Source organism: Streptomyces sp. NPDC032822 (genome assembly GCF_055578825.1).
In genome coordinates, this window is sequence record NZ_JBVIOL010000004.1 from 168,325 (window position 1) to 193,359 (window position 25,035).

Consider the following 25,035-nt stretch of genomic DNA (forward strand, 5'->3'; position numbering starts at 1 on the left):
GAGCGAGCTTTCGAGAACCTGTGATTTTCCTGAGAAACACACAGGCGACTCTCAGGGAAGCCTGGGGAACCGCATGGATTGGCACCCCTGCCGAGGCCACGGAGCATCTGTGCGATCCGTTACACCCCTCGACACGCCTGCGCTTTCGATGAGAAGCCTGTGGGACGACTGGGCGGACCGGGTGAGTCCGGATGTGGTCGAGGGTGGTCGGGCGTGGCCGAGTGCGGTCGGGCGTGGTCGGGTGCGGCCCGGTGAAATGGGGGCGCCCACGACGACACCCTCGGGAAGGGCACAGAACGCGAGGAAGAAGCCCTGCGCCCGGTGGTATCCGGTGCAGTTGACCTTGACCTAGACCTTGACGCCGGAGTCGGGCAGGAGGGCCGGGCCGACGGCCGAACGCAGCCGGACCATGTCACCGCCGGAACGTCTCGCCGTCGGCACGTGTCGCCGTCGGCCGTGGTCACCGTGCGCCGGGCGTGCCCGCCGCCGAGCGGGAGGCGGTGGTCCTTTCCCGCCTCCCCGGCTTCGCGGCTTCGCGGCTTCTTCGCGTCAGAACAGCCCGCCCTGCACCCCCGGGGGCGCCTTGAACTGCCTTATCGGCACGGTGTTCGCGGTACTCGCAGTGCCTTCGCCGCCCGGCGCGGGAACCAGGCCCCACCCCGTCATCAACCGGGTGTCGAGGACCACCACCCCGCCACCCGTCTCCAGGTGCAGATCCGGTCCGGCCGTCGCCGCCAGCCGGCCACCGACCACCCCGCCCGCGACCAGCTCGCTCACCGCGCCGACGGCGGGCGGCAGGCCGGTCAGGCCGAACACGCCCACGTGATCGACGGGTTGGCAGGCGGCACGCTCCAGCGACTCGGGCCACGCGGCGAGTGTCACGGCCCGCGCGTGCAACTCCGTGATCTCGGCGGCCCGTTCCTCCACCGACGTCGGCAACTCGGCCCGTACCGCCCGCTTCTCGGCGTACGGAATCCGGTCCGGCACTCCGAGCGCGGCCCTCAGCAGTTCCTCCGTGCGCCGCGCCGCCATCAGGGGGCCGGTGCCCAGCCAGGTGAAGCAGACCGCGCCCTGTTCAAGCAGCCGCGCGGAGCCTCGCTCTTCGGCGGTGATGCCGACCTTGACCATCCCCGGCCCGAACCACGCCAGATACACCCGGTACGGCCGCGGATCGTCCGCGATGGTGTCGGCGGCGACGGAGTGCGCCCGGTCCAGCCGCGCGCACTCCTCGCACCGCGCCCCCGTACTCCGCCCCGACACGGCGGCCCGCACCGCACACGCGTGTCCGCGCGCTCCCACACATGTCCGCCCGCCCCCTTCCGCGACCCCGAAGGCCACCCGCTTCCCCCGGGCCAGCGCACTGCGCCGACCCCCGTCCCACACCAGCACGGGACCCTCCGCCGACCAGCGCAGCCCCGAGCACCTCCATGCCTGTCCCATCGCTCACGAGCGTAGAGCGCGGCACTGACAACAGGGCCGGACGACCTGCGCTCAGCCGCCGGGACGGGTGGTGGCGGGACGGGCAGTGGCCGGGCGGGTGGTGCCGGTCCCGGGTTCCCCGACCACGGTTCCCGCGGGAACCACCGGGTCCGGCCAATCCGGCAGGTCGGCCGCGCCCGGCAGATCCGCCATCGCCGTACGCCGTGCTCCCCGCCCCGCCAGCCGGCACCCGACGCACCCGGGATGCCCGCCCCGCGCGGACCGGTCCCGCACCCGCGTCCCCCACTCCTCCCGGGGCCGCCGCCCCGGCGGCTTGCCCCAGCCGGAGAGGTGCAGGGCCCAGGTGACGAGGAGACTCACCACCACGATCGCCGCCCCTCCGACCAGGAACGGAACCGACACCAGGCACACGCCCACCCCGAGGACGGATGTCCCGACGGTCGCGATCCCGAAACCGGTCCACCCTGCGACCGTGTGCCCCTCGTCATACTGATGTGCACTCACGCGACGGCCTCCCCGCTCAAGGTCTCTCACGACGTAAGAAATTTACCGCAACAACCTCTTAGATGCTAAGGGAATCAGGAAGTATCCGGATGCAAGCCAAGCCGCGCCCCGCAGCCACGCCGGCCCAGGCGCTGTCGGCGATGGACTCCCTCGTCGCCGCCCATCTGCTCGGACAGCAGGAGATGGCCCAGCGACTGGGCCTGAACGTCACCGACCTGCTCTGTTTCGGCTGCGTCCTCAAGGCGGGCGAGGACCTGCTCACGGCCGGCGACCTCGCGGAGCACGCCCACGTCACCACCGGCGCGGTGACCGGCATCCTCAACCGTCTGGTCCGCGCCGGCTTCGTCACCCGTGTCCCCGACCCGACCGACCGCCGCCGCGTCCGCGTGGCCGCCGTCCCGTCCGCCGTCGCCCGCGTCCACGCCCTCTACGAGCCGTACTACGCCCGCCTGAACGCCCACTTCGCCGACTACTCCGCCGACGAGATCGCCGTACTCACCGACTGGTTCACCCGCACGACGACCCTCGCGCACGGGTACATCGAGGAGCTACGGATCCAGGACTCGAAGGGTGAGGGCGAGGGCAAAGGCGAAGGCGAGGACGGGAATGTCGGTGACGGCGGGAGCGGGGGCGGGACGTGAGCGGGGGCGGGGCGTGTGGGCGGGGGCGTGAGCCTGCGACACTGCGCCGGTGCTCCTGAATCCCGAGAACGCCCTGTTCGTACGAGGAACGACTCCCGTACTGCTGCTGGCCGACGTCCCCGTCCACGCCGTCCTGCCACCCCTGACCTCCTCGGACGGCACGGTGCCGCCGTGCGAAGGCTGGAGCATCCTCCCGAAACTCACCCGGTGTGTGCTGGCCGGGCCGGGGGACCACGGGCTGGTCGTGCCCGCCATCGCCGCGCCGGTCCTGGACGGGACAGGCGTACGCGGCAAGGGCGCGGCGGCGATGGCGGCCTGGCGCGGTGACGCCGAGCAGGCGGGCGGCGCGGTCGTGCTGTCTCTCGACCGGCTGCCCGAAGTCCTCGACTGGAGCGACCTGTTGGGCTCGGGCAAGGCTCACGGCGGCTTCGTGGGACTGCCCGTCTGACCTGCCCCGATCCGGTCCTCCCCCGGGGGACCACCGGGCCATGGTGTAGCCAGCCCTACCACCGGTTCGGTAGACCACTCCATCGTTTCCGACGGCGCGCGACGACATCGTTGAACCCAGTTGATCGCAACTGATCTCGCAGCGGACCTCGCAGCCGATCTCGCAGCGGATCTCTGCAGTTCACAGAGGTTCAAGGGTTCGCCCGCCGCTCGGAAGGAAACGTCATGGAGTCGCAGCTCACGTCGAAGCCGCAGTCGGCGCCGGGCCCTCTCGCCTCCTTCGCACGCTTCGTCCTGTGCGGCGGCGGCATCGGGGTCCTCTCCAGCTTCGCCGTACCGCTGGTGGCCATGACGATGCCGTGGGCGGTGGCGAACGCGGTGATCACCGTCGCCTCCACGCTCCTCTGCACCGAGCTGCACGCCCTGTTCACCTTCGGCACCGGCAGCCGCCCCGGGTGGCGCCAACACCTGCAGTCGGCGGGTTCGGCCACGGCGGCGTACGTGGCGACCTGCGTCGCGATGCTCGTCCTGCACACCGTGCAGTCGTCGCCGAGCATGCTCCGGGAGCAGGCGGTCTACCTCTCGGCATCCGGTCTCGCCGGGATCGGCCGGTTCCTGGTCCTGCGGCTGTTTGTCTTCGCGGGCAACCACGACGGCCGACGGACGCAGCCCCGCACGCACCCCCTGCCCACCCCCCTGCCTCTGTCCTTGCCCCTGCCCCACACCCTGGCGCGGCCCCGGACGCAGGCCCCGAAGACCGCGGCGATCGACTGGAACCCTCCGTTTGTGAGGGCCGAGGCGTTCGCCGCGTGACGGATCACCGGCGGGCTAGCGTTCCCCTGTCGCTCGGCAGCTTTACCAGCTTGGACAGCTTCAACAGCCAGAGCAGCTTGAGCAGTGGGGGAAGGAAGCGGACATGGCCCAGGTCGTCGAGCTCACGTACTACCCCGTCAAGGGATGTGCCGGCACACCGGCGAGCGAGGTGCCCCTGACGCCGGCCGGTCTCGCACATGACCGCGGCTTCATGGTCGTCGACGCGGAGGGGGCGGGCAGAACCCAGCGACGGGACCCACGACTGGCCGTGATCCGCCCCGCCATCGGCGCCGACGGCGAACGGCTCACCCTCACCGCGCCGGGCCACGGCACGGTGAGCGTCGACGTCGACCCGGCCGGCGCCCGCCGGGACGTGACCCTGTTCGGGAACCCGTACCTCGGCATCGACCAGGGCGACGAGGTGGCCGCCTGGCTGACCGACGTGCTCGGCACGTCCGGCCGGCTCGTCCGCGTACCGCCGGAACACGACCGCGTGACCGACGGCCGCACCCCCGGCACCTCCGCCTACGCCGACAGCTGCCCGCTCCTCGTCATCTCCCGCTCCAGCCTGGACCTGCTGAACCGCACGATGACCGAACGCGGCGCCCACCCCCTGCCGATGGACCGCTTCCGGCCCAACATCGTGATCGACGGCTGGCCCGACCCCCACACCGAGGACCGCGCCCACCACCTCACGATCGGCGACACCGAACTCGGCTACGCCAAGCTCGCCATCCGCTGCGCCGTCACCACGGTCGACCAGTCCCTCGGCACGAGAACGGGCCCCGAACCCCTCCGCTCCCTCGCCGCCTACCGCAGGGCCAGGGAGGGCGGAGTCGCCTTCGGTGCGAAGTACGCCGTACTGCGTCCCGGCAAACTGTCCGTGGGCGACGACGTGACGGTCGGGGCGTGGGGTGACTCGGAGCTGTAGGAAACAGGACCCGCGCGAGCCCTCGTATCTCCCGTATCCCTCGTATCCCTCGTAGCTCTTGCGCCGCCCGTACCCCCCTGTTCCGGATTCCGGCTTCGCCCTTCAGCCGCCGTGCGTACGCGGAACCTGCCGCCGCTGCCGCTGCCACCGGCGCAGGGAGTCCGACATCGCCCCGAGGGCCAGCGACTGGGCCAGCGCGGCCACCACGATCCCGCCCACGAAGAACCAAGCGGGCGCCTCCGCCCCGAACACGGCCTCACCGATCCCCGCGACGATCCCGAACACGGGGAAGGTGAACAGCGCGGGCCACACCCAGATGAACGACGCGTCCGCCCCCTCCCCGAACAACGGCTCGACCACGGCCACCACGACGGCGACCGCGACCAGCCCCAGATAGACCGCCGAAGCGCGGTTGGCGAAGGTCAGACGGACGAGCGTGCGAACGGAGCCGGCATTCATCGGTGTCTCCCCAGTCGGCGTGTGCCTTGATTGCCTCCATGCTCGGTCGTCGCCTCGCGCCCGTCGTGAGTACCTGTACTCAGTTCCACAACCCGGTCGGCACCTGACAGGAAGCGTTCGCCTTCGGCGCTGCCGACGGAGTGCTGGCCCCCCTCGACGGCTCCGGACTAGCCTTGTCAGGCAGGATGTTGGGGGCAGACGCATGGAACGGATCTTCGTCAGTTATCGCAGGGAAGACGGTGCGGCCGAGGCCTGGCTGCTGCGGGAGAAACTGAGTGCCCAACTGGGCGGTGCAGCCGTCTTCCTGGACGCCTATGACATCCCACCAGGAACGGTCTGGCCCGACCGGCTGCGACAGACGTTGGACAATGCGTCAGCCGTACTCGTGGTGATCGGCCCGAATTGGATCACTGCGGCCGACAAGTGGTCCAGGCGCCGGATCGACCAGGAAGACGACTGGGTTCGACTGGAGATAGCGACGTCATTGAACTCCCAAAAGCTCGTCCTCCCGATCCTGGTCCGTGGCACCGAGATGCCTCCTGTCGAATCCCTTCCGGAATCCATCGCGTCCCTTGCGTCAAGACAGGCCATCGAATTTCGCAATGCCGTCGATATCGACCGGATCGTGAACCACCTCGTCGGGCTGCTGGGCGACACACGACCGGACGGGTCAGAGGGCCTCTACCCACGCCCCGCTCCGGAGGTGCCCGACCCACTGAGTCAGGAAAAGATCGAAGTCGCGCTGAGAGGCAGCCTGCGCCACTGGAACCTGCGGCGACGCCCGCTCGAAGCAGCCCCGGCCGACGCGGAGGGCCCCACGCAGGAACAGATCGGCCTGTACCGAGAGTATCGCTTCCGCAGTTTCCAGGAAGCTGTTTCCTTCATGCATGGGACTGCACCAGGCTGCGACATCGCCATTCACCATCCGGTCTGGGAAAATATCTGGCGCACCGTTCGAATATTTCTCACCACATGGGATATCGGTCACCGGATATCAGACCGAGATGTCCAACTGGCAAAATATTTCGAGCGCGCCTACGAGGATTCGCCTGCCGCGCAATCCGTCGACTGATCACGGTGGACCACATCCACTCGTCGCCTGAGCATGAGGGGGACAACAGTCCCTCCGGGGTGTAACCACCCCCACCCTCGATCCGGTAGGCCACTCCATGGTTCAGGCCGGGCGGCCACGGCATCGTTGAATCCAGCGGGATCCCAGAGGTCCACCGCCCTCATCCGGAAGGAACTGCCATGCAGACGCTGCCGCTCTCAAAGGCGAGCACCACCGTGGACACCCTGACCGAGGTCCCTCACGACCTCGAACTCGCCCCGCTGCTCACCGCCTGGGACCTGGCGCACCCGACCGTCGCCGACCCCGAGTGGCGGCACCTCCTGGACGAGATCGCCAACCCCCGCACCACCGAGGCGTTCCACCGCATGGCTACGGCATGAACCCGTGTACGCCCGCCCCCACGAACGCAAGAGGCCCCGGATCTCTCCGGGGCCTCTCACCTGTGTGCACTCGGCAGGATTCGAACCTGCAACCTTCTGATCCGTAGTCAGATGCTCTATCCGTTAAGCTACGAGTGCTTGTTTTGTTTTCTGCCGTTTGCGGCTGTTCCGGCCCGCTCGCGGCGACAGGAAGAACATTACATGACTGCCGCCGCCATGTGAAATCCGTTTGCTGTAGCCGTTGTGACCTGGGGAAACGGGCTTCAGAGGGGGTTGGGGACGACGAAGCCCCGGCCTGTGGGACCGGGGCTTCGTGATCACGTGCGGAGGCGGAGGGATTTGAACCCTCGATGGGATTTGCGTCCCAAACCGCATTAGCAGTGCGGCGCCATAGACCGGACTAGGCGACGCCTCCAGCACAGCCATCCGCGCGAGCGCGAGTGGTGCGTGCAGATGATGACACAGTCGAGCGCGGTGTCACCAATCGCGTCCCACGGTACTAGGCAGGCAGGCCACAGGGCAAAGCACTAAGCGGCGAGGGCGGGGGCGCAACGTCCTGGGGCGGGCGGCGTTAGTCAGGTCATGTTGCAGGTCACCCGGCTCGGCCGGTTCGCGCGCCTCGCCCCTCTCGTCCTCGGTGTCGGCTCCGCCGTCTCCGCCGTCCCGCTGTCCGCGGTGCCCGCGGTCGCCGCCCCCTCCCTTCCCTCCCTTCCCTCCCTTCCCTCCCTCGCGCCCCCGCCCGTCCGTGACGAGGACCGGGCCGCGGGCGGCGACCATCTCACCGTCACCGTGCGGAACGCGGGCCGCGGTGCGGACGGGACGTACGAGGTGGACTGTCATCCCGACGGGGGCAGTCACCCCGACGCCGGCGGGGCGTGTGCCGTCGTCGACCGGAACACCCGGTGGGGGAAGGACGCCTTCGCTCCCGTGCCCGGGGACAGCGTCTGCACCATGCAGTACGGCGGGTCGGCCACCGCGCATGTCACCGGGACGTGGGCCGGGCGCCCCGTCGACGCGCGGTTCGACCGCCGCAACGGCTGCGAGATGGGGCGGTGGGACCGGCTCGTGCCGTTGCTGCCCGAGGTCGGACGACGGGGATAGGGCATCCCCGCGAGGGGAGCTCCCGGGGGCACAGGTCGTTCATGGCGGACGCCCCGACTCCGGAAGACCGTGTCGTGGCACGGATGCCTGGTCGCACGATGCGGTCACACGTTCTACGTCACTTCGTCGTGCGACCTCCCTCTCATCCGGCGTCGCGGGCACAACCGCTGCCCTTAGACTCCCTCGCGTGACACGTCGCGGGCCGGTTGGCAAGATGGTCCGAGCGGTCGGCAAGGTGCGGTAACAGGGAGGAAGCGTCTCGTGAGCAGCAGGCCATCCCGAGGCGCTGCTCGCCTCGCAGCCATACTCGACGCGCTTCCCGATGCGTTGGTGCTGGTCAACGCCAATGGGACCGTCGTCAACGCCAACACCATCGCGCTGGAGGCCTTCGAGGCGCCGGGGACCGCGCTGGTGGGGCGCGGGCTGCTCGATCTGCTGCCGCAGTTCGACTCCAAGCTCATCCCCGGCTCGATGCGCCGGCCCGACCACATGGATCCGCGCGGGCGGACCAAGCCGACCCGGATGATCGCCCGGCGGACCGACGGGACCGAGTTCCCGGTCGAGGTCACCAGCGCGAACCTGGAGAACGGCCAGCAGGCCTACGACGGCTACGGCTACGGCAGCGACGAGCTGCTGATGCTCGTCGTACGGGACCTGACCGGAACCGTGGACACCGAGGCCGAACTGGCCCGGTCGCAGCGGCAGACCGAGATGATCCTGCGGGCCGCGTCCGAGGGTGTGGTCGGGACGGACACCGACGGGCGGATCGTCCTCGTCAATCCGGCCGCCGCTCAGATACTGGGGTACCGGGCCAGTGACCTCGGCGGGCGCGAGCTGCACGACCTCGTGCTCCACTCCCGTGGCGACGGGACGCCGTTCCCGTACGAGGAGTCGCCGCTCGCCGACACCCTGCGCTCCGGGCGCAAGCACCGGGTGCGCGGGCAGGTCATCTGGTCGAAGAAGGGCGAGAAGCTCCCCGTCGACCTGACGACCGCGCCCGTACGCGACGGCGACCAGCTCGTCGGCGCCGTGCTGACCTTCACCGACCGGCGGCCCTACGACGCCCTCGCCGAGGAGAAGGACACCGCCGAGCAGCGGCACGCGGAGGAACTGGAGCGGCTCGCCGAGGAGCACGCCTCCGAACTCACCTCGCTCCGCCAGAAGCACGTGACCGAGCTGGAGGAACTCCAGGAGCAGCACGACGAGGAGCTCGCCGCCGGCGAGGAGCGGTACGCGGCGCTCGGCGAACGCGAGAAGGACCGCTACGAGGCTCTCTCCGGCCGGCACGAGCAGTTGCTGACGCTGCTCGCACGGTCGCTGCGCGGGCCCCTCGACGAACTGCGCCGCGAGCTGGCCGCGCTGGCCGCCGACGACGCCGGGCAGCTGTGGCCCGAGGCGAACCAGGTGCTTCACCATCTGTCGGCGGGCTACTCGCGGATCACCACGCTCATCGACAACGTCCTCGGATACCAGCAGCTCGACGCCGGGACCGGTGGCATCACCCGGACGAAAGTGATGCTCGACGCCGTCGTCGCGGCGGGTGTGGACGGGGCCGTCGAGCTCATCGGGCCCGGCCGCGTGCAGTTCGCCGTGCACGCGCCGCCCATAGAGGCCGAGGTCGACGCCCAGCTTCTCGCCAGGGCCCTCGCGCACCTCGTCGCGGACGTCGCCGGCGTCGACGCCACCGGCAACTCGCCCGTCTCGGCGGGCGGCTACATGGACAACACGGTCGTCGTCGCGGCGGCCCAGCGCGGTGAGGTCGTACGGATCGAGGTGCGCGGCCCGTATGCCGGGGGAGACCCGGTGCACGAACCGATCGTGCGCGGGATCGTGCGCGCCCACGGTGGCGTGCTGCAGACGCACGAGGTCCCGGGCATGAGCGGCAGTGCGTACGTCCTGGAGGTGCCGATCGGTGGAGGGGCCGGGGCCGTCGCGGTTCCCGGACCGGCCGCGCTGGAGGCCGGCCCCAGCGAAGCCGTGCTGCCCGAGCAGGCGGGCGGCGGCGGGCGACGGCGGGCCCGGCGGGCCACGACCGACGCCTTCCTGGACGCCGGCGAAGGACCGGCCGACGCCGAAGGCGCCGACGGGGCCGACGGGGCCGACGCGGACCCCTCGGCCCCGACCGGGCGCCGCAGGCGTCGGGCCGCGGGCGCGCCCGCGGAGATCGCACCGGTTCCGGCGCAGGCTTCGGGCGACGGCGGTGAGGTCTCCGGCGGCGGTACCGGACGGCGGCGGGGACGTCCCGCCGAGATCGCGGCCTCGGCCCCGGGGGACGGGGCGGCCACGGCCGCCGGTCAGGGAGTGCTCGGCGGCTCGGTCGCCGGTGTCGCCGAGGGTGCCGTCATGACGGCCGCCGAGCATGCGGCCGGTACCGCGGCCGTGGGTTCCGGGCTGGGCGGGACCGTGCCTCCGCAGGGCGTGCCGGTGCCCGCCGGCGGGCGTCCCCGCAACGACGGCGGCGAACAGCCCGCGTTGCCGGCGGCGTTGCCCGCGTTGGCCTCCGGCGGTGCGGGGCAGGGTGCCGAGAACCATGACGCCGGTGACACCGGTGGCAACGGCGGGACCGGTGAGAACGGTGGGCAGCCGACCGGCCGGCGTCGGCGTGCGCTGGCCGCCGCGTCGGAGCGGGCCGCCGCGCAGGAGGCCGGGCCCCGTGCGGTGTTCGCCCTGCCGCCCGCGGAGGCGGACCGGGGGTCCGAGCAACAGCAGGGGGCGCGGGCGGAGCAGGCCCAGGCCCAGGCCCCGGGACAGGTTCACGGGCAGCAGCAGGCGCCCGTTCAGGTTCCGGTTCCCGGACAGATCCCGGCCGCCGGGCCGGTTCCGGCCGCCGGGCCGGTTCCGGTTCCCGGACAGGTTCCGGTTCCCGGGCAGGGTGGTCCCGGTGGCGCCCTCGTCGACGACGGGCAGCACGACGCCGTACCGCACAGCCAGGCCGACGACCACACCCCGCCGCAGCCGCATCCCACGAGCGCGCCGACCGGGCGTCGTCGCCGGGCCGTCGGCCAGCCCATGGAGGAGGAGCCCGCCGGGGTGCCCGGGGCAACCGGCGCGCCGGCTCAGGAAGTTCCGGCGCACGGTGTGGCCGGGCAGGGAGTGCCCGGACAAGGAGTACCTGGACAAGGAGGAGTGCCCGGTCAGGCAGTGGCCGCGCAGGAGGTGCCCGCCCAGGGTGCGCCCGTTCCGGCGGCCGGTGTGCCGCAGGCGCGTGCGGGCCAGGCAGGCGCGGTCGGGCAGGGCGGCGCGGTCGCTCCGGGGGGTACGGCGGGGCAGCAGCACGTGCAACAGCCCGTTCAGCCCGGGGTCCCCATTCCCCCGCAGGGCACCGCCCCCGGCCAGCCCCTTCCCGCCGAGGCACCCGCCGGTCAGGCCCTCCCGGCCCAGGGAGCGCCGGGCGTCCCGGTCCCCCAGCCATGGCCCCCCGTCGACGACACCACGGGCGCCGGCCTGCCCGTACGGTCGAACGGCGTCGCCACCGCCGTACCCCCCCAACCGGCAACCGCGCAGAACCCGCAGGCCGCGCAGGCGGCGCAGCCCCACCCGGGTACTCCCGCCCCCGGCACGCCCCTCCCGGCAGAGGCCGCCGGGGCCCGTGCCGCCCAGCCGTTGCCCGCCGAGGCCGCGGCGGCGCCCGCGGCCGCGCCCCCGGCCGTGGACCCGAACTCCACGCAGGGACGGGCCATCAGCGTGCGGACGTTGGGGCAGGGGGTGCCGTTCAACCGGCAGGCGGCGCAGGTGCAGCAGCCGGCTGGGCCGTTGCCGTCGGCCACGCCTCCCCCGAACCATCCGAACGGTTCCGGCAGGCGTCGCAAGCTCGGTACGCGGCCCGACCCGGCCGGCGCGGCGGCGCCCGAGCAGGCGGCCGTGGCAACCCAGGCGAACACGCAGGGGCAGCCCCAGCCGCAGCCCTCGCTCGCCGGGCAGTCGCGGCTGGCGCAGATGACCGAGGGCAACGGGCGCTCGTACGCCATAGGAGCCCCCGACGAGAACGCGGCCGAGGGGCCCGAGCCGTTGGACGGCCCCGGTGGGGCCGTCGAGATCGCGAACACCCCGCGACCACAGCCGATGGACGACGAGCTGCCGCCCGAACCGCTCGACAACCCGCGCCGGCTGCTGGTGTGGCCGGCCCCGGACGTGACCACGCAGCAGGCGCTGAGCGACCGTGGGTACCGGCCGGTCATCGTGCACTCGCGCGAGGAGGTCGACGCGCAGATCGCGGCCTTCCCCGCCGCGCTGTTCGTGGACCCGCTGACCGGGCCGATCACCCGGACCGCGCTGCAGTCGCTGCGACAGGCCGCCGTCGCCGCGGAAGTGCCCGTGCTGGTGACGGCCGGGCTCGGACAGGCCTCGCGGGAGGCGGCGTACGGCGCCGATCCCGCCGTCCTGCTGAAGGCGCTCGCGCCGCGCGACACCGAGCAGCACCCCCCGAGGGTGCTGCTGATCGAGGAGCACGCGGAGATCGCGCTGGCGTTGACCGCCACGCTGGAGCGGCGCGGGATGCAGGTGGCGCGGGCCGCGAGTGACGCGGATGCTGTGACGCTGGCCGGGCAACTGCGGCCCAATCTCGTCGTGATGGACCTGATGCAGGTGCACAAGCGCCGGGCCGGGATCGTCGACTGGCTGCGGGCGAACGGGCAGCTCAACCGCACCCCGCTCGTCGTCTACACGGCCGCCGTCGACCAGGCGGACCTGCCGCGGCTGGCGTCCGGCGAGACGGTCCTCTTCCTCGCCGAGCGCTCCACCAGCGAGGATGTCCAGGCACGGATCGTCGATCTGCTGGCCCGGATAGGGACCAACTAGCACCGCGCGGGGCAACGGTACGAGGGGCGCAGCGGTACGAGGTGCGCTACGGAACGAGGGGCGTCCGTACGCCGCCCTGCCGTCCGTCGTCCGCCACTCGCCCGACCTGTGGCGCGCGTGCGTGCGCCAAGCCGGGATGTACGGCGCCTGGAGCGCCCTGTGGACCTCGCTCGCGCTGCTGCTCACGGCGAACGACGCGGGAGGGGTGGGCGGTTCGGGAAGTGCGGGAGGTTACGGTCTCACCACCGCGACCGCCGGGCTCTTCGGCCTGTTCGGGCTGGCGGCAAGCGTGGTCGCGCCCCTGGCCGGCGGCTTCGTCGACCGGTTCGGCGCCGCCAGGGTCGTACGGTCCGCGTACGTTCTCGCCGCCGTGTCCGTACCGCTGTTCTGGCTCGGCGGGCACGTGATGGTGGCGCTGTTCGTGGCCGCGATAGCCGTCCACGCCGCTCTGGTCGCCTCCCACGTCGCCAACCAGACCCTCGCCCTCACCACCACCTCCACCCCGGCCACCGCCAACACCGCCTACGTGGTCGCGGGATTCGCGGGCGGCGCCACCGCATCGGCCCTCGCCGGCTCGGCCTTCACCCACTTCGGGTGGGACGGGGTGTGCGGGGTGGCGGGGCGTGGCTGGTGCTGGGCTGGGTTACTACGGGGGTACGGCGGTGAGTTCGGCGGAGGCCGGGCGGTGAGGTCGGTGGGCGCGGGGAGTGAGTCCGGCGGACTCAGGGCGATGGCGGGGGCGTTGGGGGACGCCGGGGCGCGGGCTCGGTGGACGGGCGGCCGGGCGACGACATTGATGGGGCACCGGTCGTCAGCCGCCGGTCGCCGGTCAATGGGCTCGGTGGGCGCAGGACAGAGCGTTGGCGAGGGGCCGGGCTGTCCCGCCTCGGCTGGTCATCGGGCTGAGAACTCGACGGGGCACGCCGGGTGCGTTGCTCGACGAGCGGCGCCGGGCGGTGACGTCGCCCGGCGTCGAAGAGTGGAACTCGGCCTGCACCGGGCAGTGACGTGGACGGGCGCGGGGCGACGACCCCGGCGGGTGCGCCGGGCCGTGACGGCGACGGCGCCGGGCGGGGGACCTCAGAGGGCCCACCCGCCCCGCGCCGCCCGGGATGACCGGCGTACCCGGGGTGACCGGCGTACCCGAACCACCCGGCGTACGCGGGACGTGGGGCGTACCCAGGACGTCGGACGTACCCGGGACTCCAGGCGTACCGGGGGCATCGGACGTACCCACGGCGTCGGGTTCAGACCTGGGTGACGTCCAGTTCCCCGGCCGCGTACTGCCGGCGCAGCACCTTCTTGTCGAACTTGCCGACGCTGGTCTTCGGCACCGCCTCGACGATCGTCCAGCGCTCCGGGAGCTGCCATTTGGCGATGTGGCCCTCGTCGGCGAGGAAGGCACGCAGGGCGTCGAAGTCGGCGGTGGAGCCCTCCTTGAGGACGACCGTGGCCAGCGGGCGCTCGCCCCACTTCTCGTCGGGGACGGCGACGACGGCCGCCTCGGCGACGTCCGGGTGGGCCATCAGCGCGTTCTCCAGCTCCACCGACGAGATCCACTCGCCGCCGGACTTGATGACGTCCTTGGCACGGTCGGTGAGTGTGAGGAAGCCGTCGGTGGAGATGGTGCCGACGTCGCCCGTCTTCAGCCAGCCGTCCTCGCTGAACTTGTCGTCGGGGCGCAGCGGTTCGGAGTCGGGGCCGTTGTAGTAGGCGCCCGCGATCCACGCGCCACGGACCTCCAGTTCGCCGGCCGACTCGCCGTCCCAGGGGAGGCGTTCGCCGCCGGGGCCGGTGAGGCGGGCCTCGACGCCCGCCGGGAACCGGCCCTGCGTCAGCCGGTACGCCAACTCCGCCTCCGTACCCACCACATGGGCCGGGGGCCGGGCGATGGTGCCGAGCGGGGAGGTCTCCGTCATGCCCCACGCGTGGCAGACCCGCATGCCGAGCTTGTCGAAGGCCTCCATCAGCGAGGGCGGACAGGCCGAGCCGCCGATGGTGACCTGGGTGAGGGAGGAGACGTCACGCGGCTTGGCGGTCAACTCGGCGAGCAGGCCCTGCCAGATGGTGGGCACGGCCGCCGCGTGCGAGGGCTTCTCCGACTCGATCATCTGGGCGAGCGGGGCCGGCTGGAGGAAGCGGTCCGGCATCAGCATGTTCACGCCGGTCATGAAGGTCGCGTGCGGCAGGCCCCAGGCGTTGACGTGGAACTGCGGGACCACGACGAGCGAGGTGTCCTGGTCCGTCAGGCCCATCGACTGGGCCATGTTGACCTGCATGGAGTGCAGGTAGATCGAACGGTGGCTGTACACCACGCCCTTGGGGTCGCCCGTGGTGCCGGAGGTGTAACACATCGCCGCCGCCTGGCGTTCGTCCAGCTCCGGCCAGTCGAACGTGGTCGGCTTGCCGGCGACGATCTCCTCGTACTCGTGCACCTGGACGCCGTCGACGCCCGCGAGCAGCGAACGGTCGCCCGGGCCCGTCACCACCACGTGCTCGACCGTCTTCAGATGCGGGAGCAGCGGGGCGAGCAGGGGCAGCAGCGAGCCGTTGGCGATCACGACCCGGTCGGCCGCGTGGTTCACGATCCACGCCAACTGCTCGGGAGGCAGCCGCAGGTTGAGGGTGTGCAGGACCGCGCCCATCGACGGGATCGCGAAGTACGCCTCGACATGCTCCGCGTTGTTCCAGGCGAGCGTGGCAACCCTGTCGTCGCCCGTGACGCCGAGGTCGTCCCGCAGCGCGTGTGCCAACTGGGCCGCACGGTCGCCGATCTCGGCGAAGGAGCGCCGGTGCGGCTCGGCCTCGCCGGTCCATGTGATCACCTGTGATGTGCCGTGAATCCTGGACCCGTGGGTCAGGATCCTGGAGATCAGCAGCGGTACGTCCTGCATGGTGCTCAGCACGGAATCCTCCCGGGGCGACATTGCCTACGCGGTGGTAAGGGTTGCGCAAAGTCTGCGCGCATACCGCTCGGTATGTCACTAGGGAAGAGTGATCGATCACATCACGTTGCGTTCACCACGTGAAGAGGATAGGGAACGGCCCCACAAAGGGAGCGACCGGCTCCGCTATCGGGCCAGCACCAGTTCCGGGTCCTCGCGCAGCTTGCCCAGGGCCCGGGACACCGCCGACTTCACCGTGCCCACCGACACCCCGAGCACCTCGGCCGTCTGTACCTCGCTGAGATCCTCGTAGTACCTGAGGACGACCATCGCCCGCTGCCGGGCGGGCAGTTTCATGATCGCCCGCCACATCGCGTCGTGCAGCGCCTGTCGCTCGGCCGGGTCGTCCCCGACGGCCACCGGCTCCGGCTCGGGCAGCTCGTCGCACACGAACTCGTCGACCTTGCGCTTGCGCCACTGCGACGTCCGCGTGTTCAGCAGCGCGCGGCGCACATAGCCGTCCAGCGCACGGTGGTCCTCGATGCGTTCCCAGGCGACATACGTCTTGGTGAGCGCGGTCTGCAGCAGGTCCTCCGCGTCGCTCGGGTTCGCGGTCAGCGACCGGGCGGTACGCAGCAGCACCGGCTGGCGTGCCTTCACGTACGACGAGAACGACGGGTACGGAAGGGTCTGCGTCGCCGGAGTGGCGGCCTTCGAAGCGCTGGAGCAGACGAGTGTGGTCATGGCTCCACGCTAAGAGTGAGGGCGCCTCCGGCTCATCGGCCGCAGGTCCCGAAGACAGGTCCGCCTCAGGTTGTAGGGGTGGTGCTGGCTGCACCTCCTGAAGGTGGACGAGCGCCCCGGGACTACTGCGGGATTACCCCTGGGGGGCGGACCCGGAAAGCGACCCGAAGGCTGATCCGAGGGGGCCTGGAGGGACCTGAAGGACCTGAGGGACTTAGACGACCTGGTGGACCTGAACGGCCTCGTGGACCTGGAGGACCTGGACGACCTCGTGGACCTGGTGGAGTGGACGGGAGGGGTGGACCCGGGAGGGTGGAGACCGCCGCCCGCCCGGTTCATCCGTCGGCGCCGAGCACCAGTCCCGACGTCGGCACCCCTGTCCCCGCCGTCACCAGCACCCGCTCCGCCCCCGGTATCCCGTTCACCGCCGTGCCCCGTAGCTGTCGTACGCCTTCCGCGATGCCGTTCATACCGTGCAGATACGCCTCCCCGAGCTGGCCGCCGTGGGTGTTGATCGGCAGCTCCGCCCGGTGTACGAAGTCCGCCGCCTCCCCTCTTGCGCAGAACCCGAACTCCTCCAGCTGCATCAGCACGAACGGTGTGAAGTGGTCGTAGAGGATCCCCACGTCGATGTCGGCCGGTGTGCATCCCGAGGTCCGCCAGAGCTGGCGGGCCACCACGCCCATCTCCGGCAGGCCGGTCAGGTCGTCGCGGTAGAAGCTGGTCATCTGCTCCTGCGCCCGGCCCGCGCCCTGGGCGGCCGCCACGACGACGGCGGGCGGGTGGGGCAGATCGCGGGCCCGCTCCACCGAGGTGACGACCAGCGCCTGGCCGCCGTCGGTCTCCTGGCAGCAGTCCAGCAGCCGCAGCGGCTCGACGATCCAGCGGGAGGCCGCGTGGTCGGCGAGGGTGATGGGCCGGCCGTGGAAGTACGCCGCCGGGTTGGTCGCCGCGTACCCGCGGTCCACCACCGCCACCTGCCCGAAGGCCTCCGGGGTCAGGCCGTACGTGTGCAGATAGCGCTGGGCGGCCATCGCCACCCAGGACGCCGGGGTGAGCAGCCCGAAGGGGAGGGACCAGCCGAGCGCGACCCCCTCGGCCGACGGCTCCCGGTGCTGCACACCCGAGCCGAATCTCCGCCCCGACCTCTCGTTGAACGCGCGGTAGCAGACCACCACCTCGGCCACGCCCGCGGCGATGGCGAGCGCCGCCTGCTGGACGGTCGCGCAGGCCGCGCCGCCGCCGTAGTGGACGCGGGAGAAGAAGGACAGCTCGCCCATCCCGCAGGCCTGGGCCACGCTGATCTCCGGGCTGGTGTCCATCGTGAACGTGACCATCCCGTCCACGTCGGCCGGCCGCAGCCCGGCGTCGTCGAGCGCCGCCCGCACCGCCTCGGCCGCCAGCCGCAGCTCGCTGCGCCCCGAGTCCTTGGAGAACTCCGTCGCCCCGATGCCGACGATCGCCGCCCGTCCACCGAGGGTGTCGCGCGTACGCACGCTCATCCCGCCTCACCCTCCTCCGCCGGGTCGGCCGGCGGGAGGGTGACGATCACCGTGCCGGTCACATGTCTGCCGATGCCGTTGGTCCCGGTCACACGGACCGTCGTGGTGTCACCCGCCACGTCCTCGATCGTGCCCGTCAACACCATCGTGTCCCCGGGGTGGTTGGGGGCGCCGAGCCGGATGGCCACCTTGCGGAGTGCGGCGCGCGGACCGAAGTGGTCCGTGATGTACCTCCCCACCAGTCCGTTCGTCGTCAGGATGTTCATGAAGATGTCGGGGGAGCCCTTCTGGCGGGCCAGTTCGGGGTCGTGGTGGACGTCCTGGTAGTCGCGGGAGGCGATGGCCCCGGCGACGACGAGGGTGCGGGTGATCGGGATCTCCAGGGGCGGCAGTGTGTCACCGGGTTTCATGCGGTCCCCTCCCGGGCGCGGAAGACAGGCAGCACCAACTCCTCGTCGTACCGCTGGAATTCGAGCCGGACCGGGCGGCCGATCCGGACCTCGTCGTGCGGCACTCCCACCACGTTGCTGATCATCCGGACGCCTTCGGCCAGCTCGACCAGGGCGACCGCGTAGGGAGGGTCGAAGGCGGGGAAGGGCGGGTGGTGCATGACGACGTACGAATGGACCGTGCCCTCGCCGCTCGCCTCGACGGTGTCCCAGTCGGGGGAACCGCAGGTGTTGCAGCCGGGCAGCCAGGGGTGGCGCAGGGTGCCGCAGTCCGTGCAGCGCTGGATGAGCAGCCGGTGCTGCCGGACGCCCTCCCAGAAGCCGGCGTTGTCGCGGTTGACGACGGGCCGGGGGCGCTCTGGGCGTGCGGGGCGCTTCTCCGGGCGGCTCGCGGGGGCGTACTTGAGGATGCGGAAGCGGTGGGTGCCGGCGAGTTCCTGGCCCACCCGGACGTCCATGCGGGTCGTCACGAAGTACCCCGTGCCGAGCTTGGTCGTCTTGCGGGACGACACCGACTCGATCATCACGTCGAAGGTGATCTCGTCGCCGGGGCGCAGGGCTCTCAGGTACTCCTGCTCGCAGTCGGTGGCGACCACCGAGGTGCAGCCCGACTCGTCGAGCAGGGCGAGGAGTTCGCCGTACGCCTCGGTCCGCCCGGTGTGGCCGGAGAGGCCGCCCATGGTCCACACCTGGAGCATGGTGGGCGGTGCGACGGCGTCCGGGCCGGTGTACGCCGGGTCGGTGTCGCCCATCGCCTCGCACCAGTGCCGGATCATGGGCGCGTTGACGGGGTCCTTGCCGATGCCGGCGATCGCGGAGGGCCGGCCCTCGTAGGCCTTCAGCCTCTTCTCCAGGTCCGCCAAGGCGTCCGAGCCGTCCTGGTCGTCCGAGCCGCCCAGGTCGCCCCCCACCTCCTGTTCGGTGTTCACCATCGCCCCCTCGTCGGTCTCGTCATCCCGTCGGTCCGTCGGTCCGTCGGTCCGTCGATCCGTGCCGCACTCGTCTGCACACTTCTGGTACACCGCGGCCGCCGGACCGGTTCCCACCCGTCTCACGAAGATTTCTGACTGTCCGTCAGATATGCGGGGGTGTCAAGGGACGCCCGCACGACGGCACGAAAACGTCTGCGCGGCGATGCCGTAGCACCGCCGCGCAGACGTTGGTCACCCCACACAGCACCCCACGCACGGGAGTTCAGGGAGTCGGCGCCAGAGGGCCGACTCCCTCAGATCACCACCACAGGGGGGTGAAGTTGACGGACGTGTTGTTGTTCCCCTGGTTGACGGCCGTGAACGCGGAGCCGTTGACCTGGGCGGTGTTGCTCTGGTTCGAGGCTCCGGAGCCGACCGCCTGCTGCTGCGTGGTGGACGAGTTGCCGTTGTTGTCACCGCCGACGCCACTGCCGACGATGCCCGCGACGGCGTTCGCCACGGACGCATTCGATCCGTCGTCCGCGATCGCACCGTTGTCCGCCGTCGCGACGCCGGTGAAGAGCGCGGCTGCGAGCGGGAGGGCGGAGACGGCGGCGATGACGCGGGCGGTACGGATGCTTGCCATGTTGTTCCTCCAGAACATGTACGCACCGGCCGTGGAGCCGGTCGTACGTGAAATACGGCTTCTACCAGGGCAGTTGGCCGACCGCCCCGGTGTGGTGCTGACGTCGCGAGATCAGAGTTGCCCACCGAATCCCCGGCGAACCACCCCGGAAGCCGTTATTCGCCCTCAAGCGTGATGACAAGTCGATAAACCCCTTTCGTGACCTTCCGTGTCAGCCCAGGATGGTTCAGGACACCCTCGGGCAGCTCCTCTCAAGAGCCGCAAGAGGTGAAGCGTTCCGGCACATTTCCGGCCAATCCGGCCCGCCCGGCGCGTCGCCCCTCTCACCCCTTCCCTTTCTCGAACACATGTACGAAAATAGAGCCATGGCCACCACCGACCGGCAGGCCACGACGCTGGCCCTCGCACACGCCCTGTCAGCCGCCGAACGCGGACTGGCCGTCATCCCCCTGTCCCGGACGAAGCTCCCGGCCCTGCGCTCCCCCCACCGCGACGACCCCACCGCCCCGCCCTGCCACGGCGAGTGCGGGCAGCCGGGCCACGGGGTCTACGACGCCGCCACCGACCCGGCACGCATCCGCGAACTGTTCACCGCCGCACCCTGGGCGACCGGCTACGGCATCGCGTGCGGCCTCCCGCCGCACCATCTGATCGGCGTCGACCTCGACACCAAGTCCGACACGGACTCCTCGGCCGCCCTGCGCGAACTGGCCCTCCGCCACCTGTTCACGATCCCCGACACCGTCGTCGTCCTGACCCCCAGCGGTGGCCGCCACCTCTGGCTCAGCGGCCCGCCCGACGTCGTCGTCCCCAACTCGGCCGGCCGGCTCGCCCCCGGCATCGACATCCGGGGCGCCGGCGGCTACCTCGTCGGCCCCGGCTCCCGCACCGACCGCGGCACGTACGCCACCGCCCCCGGCACCGCCCACCTCGCCCCCGCGGCCTGCCCGGCCGCCCTGCTCCGCCTCCTGCTCCCACCGCCCCGCAGCCACCACCCCACACCCCCGTCGGCCGGCGGACACGGACAGGGCCTCGTCCAGTTCGTCCTCGCCGCCCACGAGGGCCAGCGCAACACCCGCCTGTTCTGGGCGGCCTGCCGCGCCTACGAGGACGGCATCGGCGCCGCCCTCGTCGACCCCCTGGTCGACGCGGCCCTCAACACCGGGCTCAGCGAACACGAGGCCCGCGCGACGATCGCGTCGGCGGCCCGGATGACGGGCCACCAGCCGTAACGGGCGGAGGCCGAGGAGGACCAGGGGGAGCGAAGAGCACCGGGGAACGCGAAGAGAATCCCGGGGGAGCCGGACATCCACGGGAGCACGATGCACCACCACCGCCCAGGAGCGCCGACCATGTCCGCCCTGACCCGCATGGTCCTCACCTCCGGCCGCTCACTCGACCTCTCCGAGCTGAGGCTCTCCTCCACGTACGGCGCGATGCTGGAGGGCTACCCCTGCAAGCCGGTCAACGAGATGCGCATCAAGAGCCTCCTGCGCAGCGCCGAGCACACCTTCCCCGCCACCCCCGTGCACCTGGTCCCGCCGCCGCGCGAGTACCCCGACCAGTACGCCGGCGGCCTCGGCCCCGTCGAACTGCTGCCCGCCGTGGCCTGCGTCGGCTCCTTCCGCTCCACGGCGCTCGATCCCGCCCACGACCCGGTCCTGTTCCGCTCGGCCCTCACGGTCGTCTGGTTCCAGCCCACGACACAGATGCCGTCCCACTGCGCCGCGGAGGCCGCGCTGCGGGACCTGGCCTGGGAGGAACTGGCACGGGACCACGAGCAGTAGCCCCCTGGCCCGCCTCCCCCGCCGCCTTCAGAAATCCCGTTTCGGCCGGGCCCTCGCTGTGCCAGTGTCGCCGAGTGACCGTTTCCCAATCCGACCTGCTGCGCCGACAGTTCGACCTGACCTGGGCGCTGTTCGAATACCATCTCGACCGGCTCGAACCCGAGGACTTCCTGTGGGAACCGGTGCCCCACTGCTGGACGGTACGCCGCGGCGCCGACGGCACCTGGACCCCGGACTGGGCGGACACCGAGCCCGACCCGGTCCCGGTCCCGACCATCGGCTGGCTGAGCTGGCACATCGGCTGGTGGTGGGGCACCACCCTCGACCACATCGAGGACCGTCCACCCCGCGCCCGCACCGAGGTCACCTGGCCCGGCGCCGGAAAACCCACGGTCGAATGGCTCCGCGACCTCCGCGCGGCCTGGCTGACCGCCCTGGCCCGCCTCACCGACACCGACCTCTCCGCCCCGGCCCCCTTCCCCTGGCAGCACGACCCCGAACACACCGTCGCCGACATGCTCGCCTGGGCGAACGCCGAGCTGATGAAGAACGCGGCGGAGATCGGCCAGCTGCGATTGCTGCGAGCGGCGGCCTAGCCACCGGAACCACCCGCGAAGGGACACGGCCGGCACACACACGAAGGGGCGCCCCGGATCGGGGCGCCCCTTCGAACACCTGCGGTGGGTGTGGGATTTGAACCCACGGTCACATCGCTGCGACGACGGTTTTCAAGACCGTTCCCTTAGGCCGCTCGGGCAACCCACCCCGCGCCGCCACCGGCAGCGCGGGACAAGAGTAACGGGTGGCGTGGGTCGGTGGGGGTCAGCTGTCGCCCGTGCGGGAGGCCAGGGTGAGTTCGACCGTGTCGGTCTTGCCGGAGCGTTCGTAGGTGATGGTGACCTTGTCGCCGGGCTTGTGGGTCCAGATCTCACCGATGAGGGTGGGGCCGGAGTCGATCACCCGGTCGTCGAGCTTGGTGATCACGTCGCCGGGCTTGAGGCCGGCCTTGGCCGCGGGGCCGCCCGCCTCGACCGGGTCGGCGCCGCTGGCGCCCTTGTCGGTGATCTGGGCACCGCCGGTGCCGTCCTCCAGGGAGACGGACGCGCCGATCTTGGCGTAGACGGGCTTGCCGTTCTGGATCAGCTGCTGGGCGACGTACTTGGCCTGGTTGATCGGGATGGCGAAGCCGAGGCCGATGGAGCCGGACTGGCTGGTGCCGCCGAGGCCGCCGCTGCTGCTGGACTGGATCGCGGAGTTGATGCCGATGACGTTGCCCTGCGCGTCCAGCAGCGGGCCGCCGGAGTTGCCGGGGTTGATGGAGGCGTCGGTCTGCAGGGCGCTCATGTAGGACGCGTTGCTGCCGGTGCCGTCGCTGGAGGCCACGGGGCGGTTCTTGGCGCTGATGATGCCCGTCGTGACCGTGTTGGAGAGGCCGAAGGGGGCGCCGATCGCGATGGTCGAGTCGCCGACCGCGACCTTGTCGGAGTTGCCGAGGGTGAGCGGATTGAGGTCCGAGGGGGCGTTCTTGAGCTTGATGACGGCGACGTCGTAGCCCTGGGCGTGGCCCACGACCTCCGCGTCGTACTTCTTGCCGTCCGGGAAGGTCGCCGACACCTTGCCGCCGTCGACCGCGTCGGCCACCACGTGGTTGTTGGTGACGATGTGGCCCTCGGTGTCGAAGACGAAACCGGTGCCGGTGCCGCCCTCGCCGCTGGTGGACTCGGCCTCGATGGTCACCGTGCTGGGCAGCGCCTTGGCGGCGACGCCCGCGACGGTGCCGGGGTCGCGCTTGACGGAGCCGCCGCTGTCGGAGGCGGAGACCGTCGTGGAGGAGTTGTCGTCGCCGTTCTTGGCCAGGGTGTACCCGAGGCCGCCGCCCAGGCCGCCCGCGACCAGCGCGGCCACCAGGATCGCGGCGACGAGGCCGCCGCGCCCGCTGCGGGGCTTCGGCTCGGGCTGCTGATAGGCGGCGCCCCAGACCGTTCCCGAGCCACCGGAGCCTTCGCCGGCGTACGGCACGGGGCCGGTGGAGCCGTCGGCGTACGACGGGGTGGCCGGGGGCGGCGGAGGCGGCCAGGCGCCCTGCGGGGCCGCGCCTTCGTGTCCGTGCGGTGCGCCGCCGGAGCCCGGCGCCGCGTAGGCCGGTGCCTGGCCCGCGTGCACCAGCTGCTCCGGGGCGCCGCCCGTGTTCGGCGGCGTCGGCGGGAGCGGGGTCGTCGGGGCGCCCGCGTGGGGAGCGGCGGGCTCCTGGGACGCCGAAGCAGCGGCAGTGTCCACCGGCACGGGGGGTGCGGACGGGGCCGGGGGTACCGCGGTGCCCTCGTTCTCGGTGCTCACAGCTTCTCTCCTCAGATCCACGGCTGTTGTTGTCGGTCGCACGCGGTCACGCGTTCGCGTTTCGGGTCGGTCGAACGGTCCGGCGCGATGCAGCTGTGCATGTGTACTTGTACGCCGTCAGCTTTTCCTATGGGCCGTCAGAGCACCATAAGCGGTGGCTGTGTGTACGCGGCCATTCTTTATATAGGCCATGCTGGACATTTAGGGCGCAATGCCAGGGCCTCCGTTCGCACACGTACCCCCGCGCGGTGGCACCATGACGCGGTGACCCTCGCACGACAGCACCGGATCCAGGTCGTCGCCCACCGCGGAGCCTCGGAAGAGGCCCCCGAGCACACGCTGGCCGCTTATCGAAAAGCGATCGAGGACGGCGCCGACGCCCTCGAATGCGATGTACGCCTGACCGCGGACGGCCATCTCGTCTGCGTCCACGACCGTCGCGTCAACCGTACGTCCAACGGCCGCGGAGCGGTCTCCGCCCTGGAGCTCGCCGACCTCGCCGCCCTGGACTTCGGCTCCCGCAGAACCCGGGAGTTCTGGCGCACGCGCGACGAGGAGCCCGACTGGGAGTTCCGCCCCGAGGACCACGAGGACACCTCCGTCCTCACCCTGGAGCGGCTGCTCGAACTCGTCGCCGACGCGGGGCGCCGGGTGGAGCTGGCCATCGAGACCAAGCACCCCACCCGCTGGGCGGGACAGGTCGAGGAACGGCTGCTGGTGCTGCTGAAGCGGTTCGGACTCGACGCCCCGGCGTCGGCGGAGGAGTCGCCGGTGCGTGTGATGAGTTTCTCGGCGCGCTCGCTGCACCGGGTGCGGGCCGCCTCGCCGTCGCTGCCGACCGTCTATCTGCTGCAGTTCGTCTCACCCCGGCTGCGGGACGGGCGGCTGCCGGTGGGCGTCGGCATCGCGGGCCCCTCGATCCGGATCGTGCGCAATCACCCGGCGTACATCGAGCGCCTGAAACGAGCCGGCCACCAGGTGCACGTGTGGACGGTGAACGAGTCCGCGGACGTCGATCTCTGCGTCGACCTGGGCGTCGACGCCATCATCACCAACCGCCCGCGCGCGGTACTGGACCGCCTCGGCCGCTGAGCCGACCGAGGGAGCGGCCACCGAACCGGCCCGGGGGACCACGCGCGCGGCACACGACTCTTGACCCGGTGGCCCCTCTGGCCCCATCCTCCGAACT

Annotated in this window: 22 protein-coding genes, 3 tRNA genes and 1 pseudogene; 13 read left to right on the forward strand and 13 right to left on the reverse strand. The window is 71.6% G+C overall.

What is annotated here, in order from left to right; translation table 11 throughout:
* Positions 1–549: 549 nt before the first annotated feature.
* Both ACZ5VD_RS13250 and ACZ5VD_RS13255 read right to left on the reverse strand, forming a co-directional pair.
* Positions 550–1,440, reverse strand: a complete 891-nt coding sequence (locus ACZ5VD_RS13250; RefSeq protein ID WP_468682266.1) for a DUF2797 domain-containing protein — start codon at positions 1,438–1,440, stop codon at positions 550–552.
* 51 nt (positions 1,441–1,491) lie between these two features.
* Positions 1,492–1,944, reverse strand: coding sequence for an HGxxPAAW family protein (locus ACZ5VD_RS13255; RefSeq protein WP_468550162.1), 453 nt, complete (start codon positions 1,942–1,944; stop codon positions 1,492–1,494).
* An 89-nt stretch (positions 1,945–2,033) separates the two neighbouring features.
* Here ACZ5VD_RS13255 and ACZ5VD_RS13260 point away from each other — a divergent pair, with 89 nt between their 5' ends.
* From ACZ5VD_RS13260 to ACZ5VD_RS13275, 4 genes are all read left to right on the forward strand, one after another.
* Positions 2,034–2,585: a MarR family winged helix-turn-helix transcriptional regulator gene (locus ACZ5VD_RS13260; protein ID WP_468682267.1), complete on the forward strand. Its 552-nt coding sequence runs from the start codon at positions 2,034–2,036 to the stop codon at positions 2,583–2,585.
* Between the two features lie 49 nt (positions 2,586–2,634).
* A complete protein-coding gene (locus ACZ5VD_RS13265) occupies positions 2,635–3,033 on the forward strand; it encodes a hypothetical protein (RefSeq protein WP_468682268.1) in 399 nt (132 codons plus the stop codon).
* A 224-nt stretch (positions 3,034–3,257) separates the two neighbouring features.
* A complete protein-coding gene (locus ACZ5VD_RS13270) occupies positions 3,258–3,845 on the forward strand; it encodes a GtrA family protein (RefSeq protein WP_468550159.1) in 588 nt (195 codons plus the stop codon).
* A 103-nt stretch (positions 3,846–3,948) separates the two neighbouring features.
* Positions 3,949–4,776, forward strand: coding sequence for an MOSC domain-containing protein (locus ACZ5VD_RS13275; RefSeq protein ID WP_468682269.1), 828 nt, complete (start codon positions 3,949–3,951; stop codon positions 4,774–4,776).
* A gap of 102 nt (positions 4,777–4,878) precedes the next feature.
* On the opposite strand, the gene ACZ5VD_RS13280 is transcribed toward ACZ5VD_RS13275, so the two are convergent.
* The gene (locus ACZ5VD_RS13280; protein ID WP_468550157.1) at positions 4,879–5,235 is read right to left on the reverse strand and encodes an SCO4225 family membrane protein; all 357 of its coding nucleotides are present in this window, start codon (positions 5,233–5,235) and stop codon (positions 4,879–4,881) included.
* Positions 5,236–5,437: 202 nt separating this feature from the next.
* On the opposite strand from ACZ5VD_RS13280, the gene ACZ5VD_RS13285 reads away from it, so the two are divergent.
* Together ACZ5VD_RS13285 and ACZ5VD_RS13290 are read left to right on the forward strand one after the other, a co-directional pair.
* Positions 5,438–6,307, forward strand: a complete 870-nt coding sequence (locus ACZ5VD_RS13285) for a 4a-hydroxytetrahydrobiopterin dehydratase (protein ID WP_468682270.1) — start codon at positions 5,438–5,440, stop codon at positions 6,305–6,307.
* 179 nt (positions 6,308–6,486) lie between these two features.
* Positions 6,487–6,687, forward strand: coding sequence for a hypothetical protein (locus ACZ5VD_RS13290; RefSeq protein ID WP_468682271.1), 201 nt, complete (start codon positions 6,487–6,489; stop codon positions 6,685–6,687).
* Positions 6,688–6,752: 65 nt separating this feature from the next.
* On the opposite strand, the gene ACZ5VD_RS13295 is transcribed toward ACZ5VD_RS13290, so the two are convergent.
* A tRNA-Arg gene (locus tag ACZ5VD_RS13295) sits at positions 6,753–6,825 on the reverse strand.
* A gap of 186 nt (positions 6,826–7,011) precedes the next feature.
* Positions 7,012–7,102: transfer RNA gene (locus ACZ5VD_RS13300), tRNA-Ser, on the reverse strand.
* Positions 7,103–7,269: 167 nt separating this feature from the next.
* Here ACZ5VD_RS13300 and ACZ5VD_RS13305 point away from each other — a divergent pair.
* From ACZ5VD_RS13305 to ACZ5VD_RS13315, 3 genes and pseudogenes are all read left to right on the forward strand, one after another.
* Positions 7,270–7,788 carry an SSI family serine proteinase inhibitor gene (locus tag ACZ5VD_RS13305; protein WP_468682272.1) on the forward strand — a complete coding sequence of 173 codons (519 nt, stop codon included), beginning with the start codon at positions 7,270–7,272 and terminating at the stop codon, positions 7,786–7,788.
* A gap of 261 nt (positions 7,789–8,049) precedes the next feature.
* A complete protein-coding gene (locus tag ACZ5VD_RS13310) occupies positions 8,050–12,585 on the forward strand; it encodes a PAS domain-containing protein (RefSeq protein WP_468682273.1) in 4,536 nt (1,511 codons plus the stop codon).
* Between the two features lie 73 nt (positions 12,586–12,658).
* Positions 12,659–13,251 (forward strand): annotated as a pseudogene (locus tag ACZ5VD_RS13315) (MFS transporter); the annotation flags it as partial.
* 581 nt (positions 13,252–13,832) lie between these two features.
* Here the strand turns inward: ACZ5VD_RS13315 and ACZ5VD_RS13320 are convergent.
* The 6 genes from ACZ5VD_RS13320 to ACZ5VD_RS13345 form a co-directional block, all read right to left on the reverse strand.
* Positions 13,833–15,512 carry a long-chain fatty acid--CoA ligase gene (locus tag ACZ5VD_RS13320; RefSeq protein ID WP_468550152.1) on the reverse strand — a complete coding sequence of 560 codons (1,680 nt, stop codon included), beginning with the start codon at positions 15,510–15,512 and terminating at the stop codon, positions 13,833–13,835.
* Positions 15,513–15,656: 144 nt separating this feature from the next.
* Positions 15,657–16,214 (reverse strand): SigE family RNA polymerase sigma factor, encoded by a 558-nt coding sequence (locus tag ACZ5VD_RS13325; RefSeq protein ID WP_468682274.1) that lies wholly within the window; start codon positions 16,212–16,214, stop codon positions 15,657–15,659.
* Positions 16,215–16,549: 335 nt separating this feature from the next.
* Positions 16,550–17,716: a lipid-transfer protein gene (locus ACZ5VD_RS13330; RefSeq protein ID WP_468682275.1), complete on the reverse strand. Its 1,167-nt coding sequence runs from the start codon at positions 17,714–17,716 to the stop codon at positions 16,550–16,552.
* Positions 17,713–18,126 (reverse strand): MaoC/PaaZ C-terminal domain-containing protein, encoded by a 414-nt coding sequence (locus ACZ5VD_RS13335; RefSeq protein WP_468682276.1) that lies wholly within the window; start codon positions 18,124–18,126, stop codon positions 17,713–17,715. The genes ACZ5VD_RS13330 and ACZ5VD_RS13335 overlap by 4 nt, the downstream gene beginning before the upstream one ends.
* Positions 18,123–19,097: a bifunctional MaoC family dehydratase N-terminal/OB-fold nucleic acid binding domain-containing protein gene (locus tag ACZ5VD_RS13340; protein WP_468682277.1), complete on the reverse strand. Its 975-nt coding sequence runs from the start codon at positions 19,095–19,097 to the stop codon at positions 18,123–18,125. The genes ACZ5VD_RS13335 and ACZ5VD_RS13340 overlap by 4 nt, the downstream gene beginning before the upstream one ends.
* A gap of 298 nt (positions 19,098–19,395) precedes the next feature.
* Positions 19,396–19,722, reverse strand: a complete 327-nt coding sequence (locus tag ACZ5VD_RS13345; RefSeq protein WP_468550146.1) for a hypothetical protein — start codon at positions 19,720–19,722, stop codon at positions 19,396–19,398.
* A gap of 365 nt (positions 19,723–20,087) precedes the next feature.
* Here ACZ5VD_RS13345 and ACZ5VD_RS13350 point away from each other — a divergent pair, with 365 nt between their 5' ends.
* The 3 genes from ACZ5VD_RS13350 (at position 20,088) to ACZ5VD_RS13360 (ending at position 22,105) form a co-directional block, all read left to right on the forward strand.
* Positions 20,088–20,954 carry a bifunctional DNA primase/polymerase gene (locus tag ACZ5VD_RS13350; protein ID WP_468550145.1) on the forward strand — a complete coding sequence of 289 codons (867 nt, stop codon included), beginning with the start codon at positions 20,088–20,090 and terminating at the stop codon, positions 20,952–20,954.
* A 120-nt stretch (positions 20,955–21,074) separates the two neighbouring features.
* The gene (locus tag ACZ5VD_RS13355; protein WP_468682278.1) at positions 21,075–21,509 is read left to right on the forward strand and encodes a hypothetical protein; all 435 of its coding nucleotides are present in this window, start codon (positions 21,075–21,077) and stop codon (positions 21,507–21,509) included.
* A 74-nt stretch (positions 21,510–21,583) separates the two neighbouring features.
* Positions 21,584–22,105, forward strand: coding sequence for a DinB family protein (locus ACZ5VD_RS13360; RefSeq protein ID WP_468550143.1), 522 nt, complete (start codon positions 21,584–21,586; stop codon positions 22,103–22,105).
* Between the two features lie 82 nt (positions 22,106–22,187).
* Here ACZ5VD_RS13360 and ACZ5VD_RS13365 read toward each other — a convergent pair.
* Both ACZ5VD_RS13365 and ACZ5VD_RS13370 read right to left on the reverse strand, forming a co-directional pair.
* Positions 22,188–22,274 (reverse strand) — tRNA-Ser (locus ACZ5VD_RS13365).
* Positions 22,275–22,331: 57 nt separating this feature from the next.
* Complete coding sequence (locus ACZ5VD_RS13370; RefSeq protein WP_468550142.1) at positions 22,332–23,846, reverse strand: S1C family serine protease; 1,515 nt, start codon at positions 23,844–23,846, stop codon at positions 22,332–22,334.
* A 264-nt stretch (positions 23,847–24,110) separates the two neighbouring features.
* Between ACZ5VD_RS13370 and ACZ5VD_RS13375 the strand changes: the two genes are divergently transcribed.
* Positions 24,111–24,938 (forward strand): glycerophosphodiester phosphodiesterase, encoded by an 828-nt coding sequence (locus tag ACZ5VD_RS13375; RefSeq protein WP_468682279.1) that lies wholly within the window; start codon positions 24,111–24,113, stop codon positions 24,936–24,938.
* Positions 24,939–25,035: the final 97 nt, after the last annotated feature.

Excerpts from the sequence above, each read along its gene's own strand:
- ACZ5VD_RS13305 (WP_468682272.1), top strand. The coding sequence starts at position 7,270 with ATGTTGCAGGTCACCCGGCTCGGCCGGTTCGCGCGCCTCGCCCCTCTC.
- ACZ5VD_RS13340 (WP_468682277.1), bottom strand. The coding sequence starts at position 19,097 with ATGGTGAACACCGAACAGGAGGTGGGGGGCGACCTGGGCGGCTCGGAC.
- ACZ5VD_RS13260 (WP_468682267.1), top strand. The coding sequence starts at position 2,034 with ATGCAAGCCAAGCCGCGCCCCGCAGCCACGCCGGCCCAGGCGCTGTCG.
- ACZ5VD_RS13270 (WP_468550159.1), top strand. The coding sequence starts at position 3,258 with ATGGAGTCGCAGCTCACGTCGAAGCCGCAGTCGGCGCCGGGCCCTCTC.
- ACZ5VD_RS13350 (WP_468550145.1), top strand. The coding sequence starts at position 20,088 with ATGGCCACCACCGACCGGCAGGCCACGACGCTGGCCCTCGCACACGCC.
- ACZ5VD_RS13280 (WP_468550157.1), bottom strand. The coding sequence starts at position 5,235 with ATGAATGCCGGCTCCGTTCGCACGCTCGTCCGTCTGACCTTCGCCAAC.
- ACZ5VD_RS13320 (WP_468550152.1), bottom strand. The coding sequence starts at position 15,512 with ATGTCGCCCCGGGAGGATTCCGTGCTGAGCACCATGCAGGACGTACCG.
- ACZ5VD_RS13290 (WP_468682271.1), top strand. The coding sequence starts at position 6,487 with ATGCAGACGCTGCCGCTCTCAAAGGCGAGCACCACCGTGGACACCCTG.
- ACZ5VD_RS13250 (WP_468682266.1), bottom strand. The coding sequence starts at position 1,440 with ATGGGACAGGCATGGAGGTGCTCGGGGCTGCGCTGGTCGGCGGAGGGT.
- ACZ5VD_RS13325 (WP_468682274.1), bottom strand. The coding sequence starts at position 16,214 with ATGACCACACTCGTCTGCTCCAGCGCTTCGAAGGCCGCCACTCCGGCG.
- ACZ5VD_RS13275 (WP_468682269.1), top strand. The coding sequence starts at position 3,949 with ATGGCCCAGGTCGTCGAGCTCACGTACTACCCCGTCAAGGGATGTGCC.
- ACZ5VD_RS13355 (WP_468682278.1), top strand. The coding sequence starts at position 21,075 with ATGTCCGCCCTGACCCGCATGGTCCTCACCTCCGGCCGCTCACTCGAC.
- ACZ5VD_RS13335 (WP_468682276.1), bottom strand. The coding sequence starts at position 18,126 with ATGAAACCCGGTGACACACTGCCGCCCCTGGAGATCCCGATCACCCGC.
- ACZ5VD_RS13330 (WP_468682275.1), bottom strand. The coding sequence starts at position 17,716 with ATGAGCGTGCGTACGCGCGACACCCTCGGTGGACGGGCGGCGATCGTC.
- ACZ5VD_RS13285 (WP_468682270.1), top strand. The coding sequence starts at position 5,438 with ATGGAACGGATCTTCGTCAGTTATCGCAGGGAAGACGGTGCGGCCGAG.
- ACZ5VD_RS13345 (WP_468550146.1), bottom strand. The coding sequence starts at position 19,722 with ATGGCAAGCATCCGTACCGCCCGCGTCATCGCCGCCGTCTCCGCCCTC.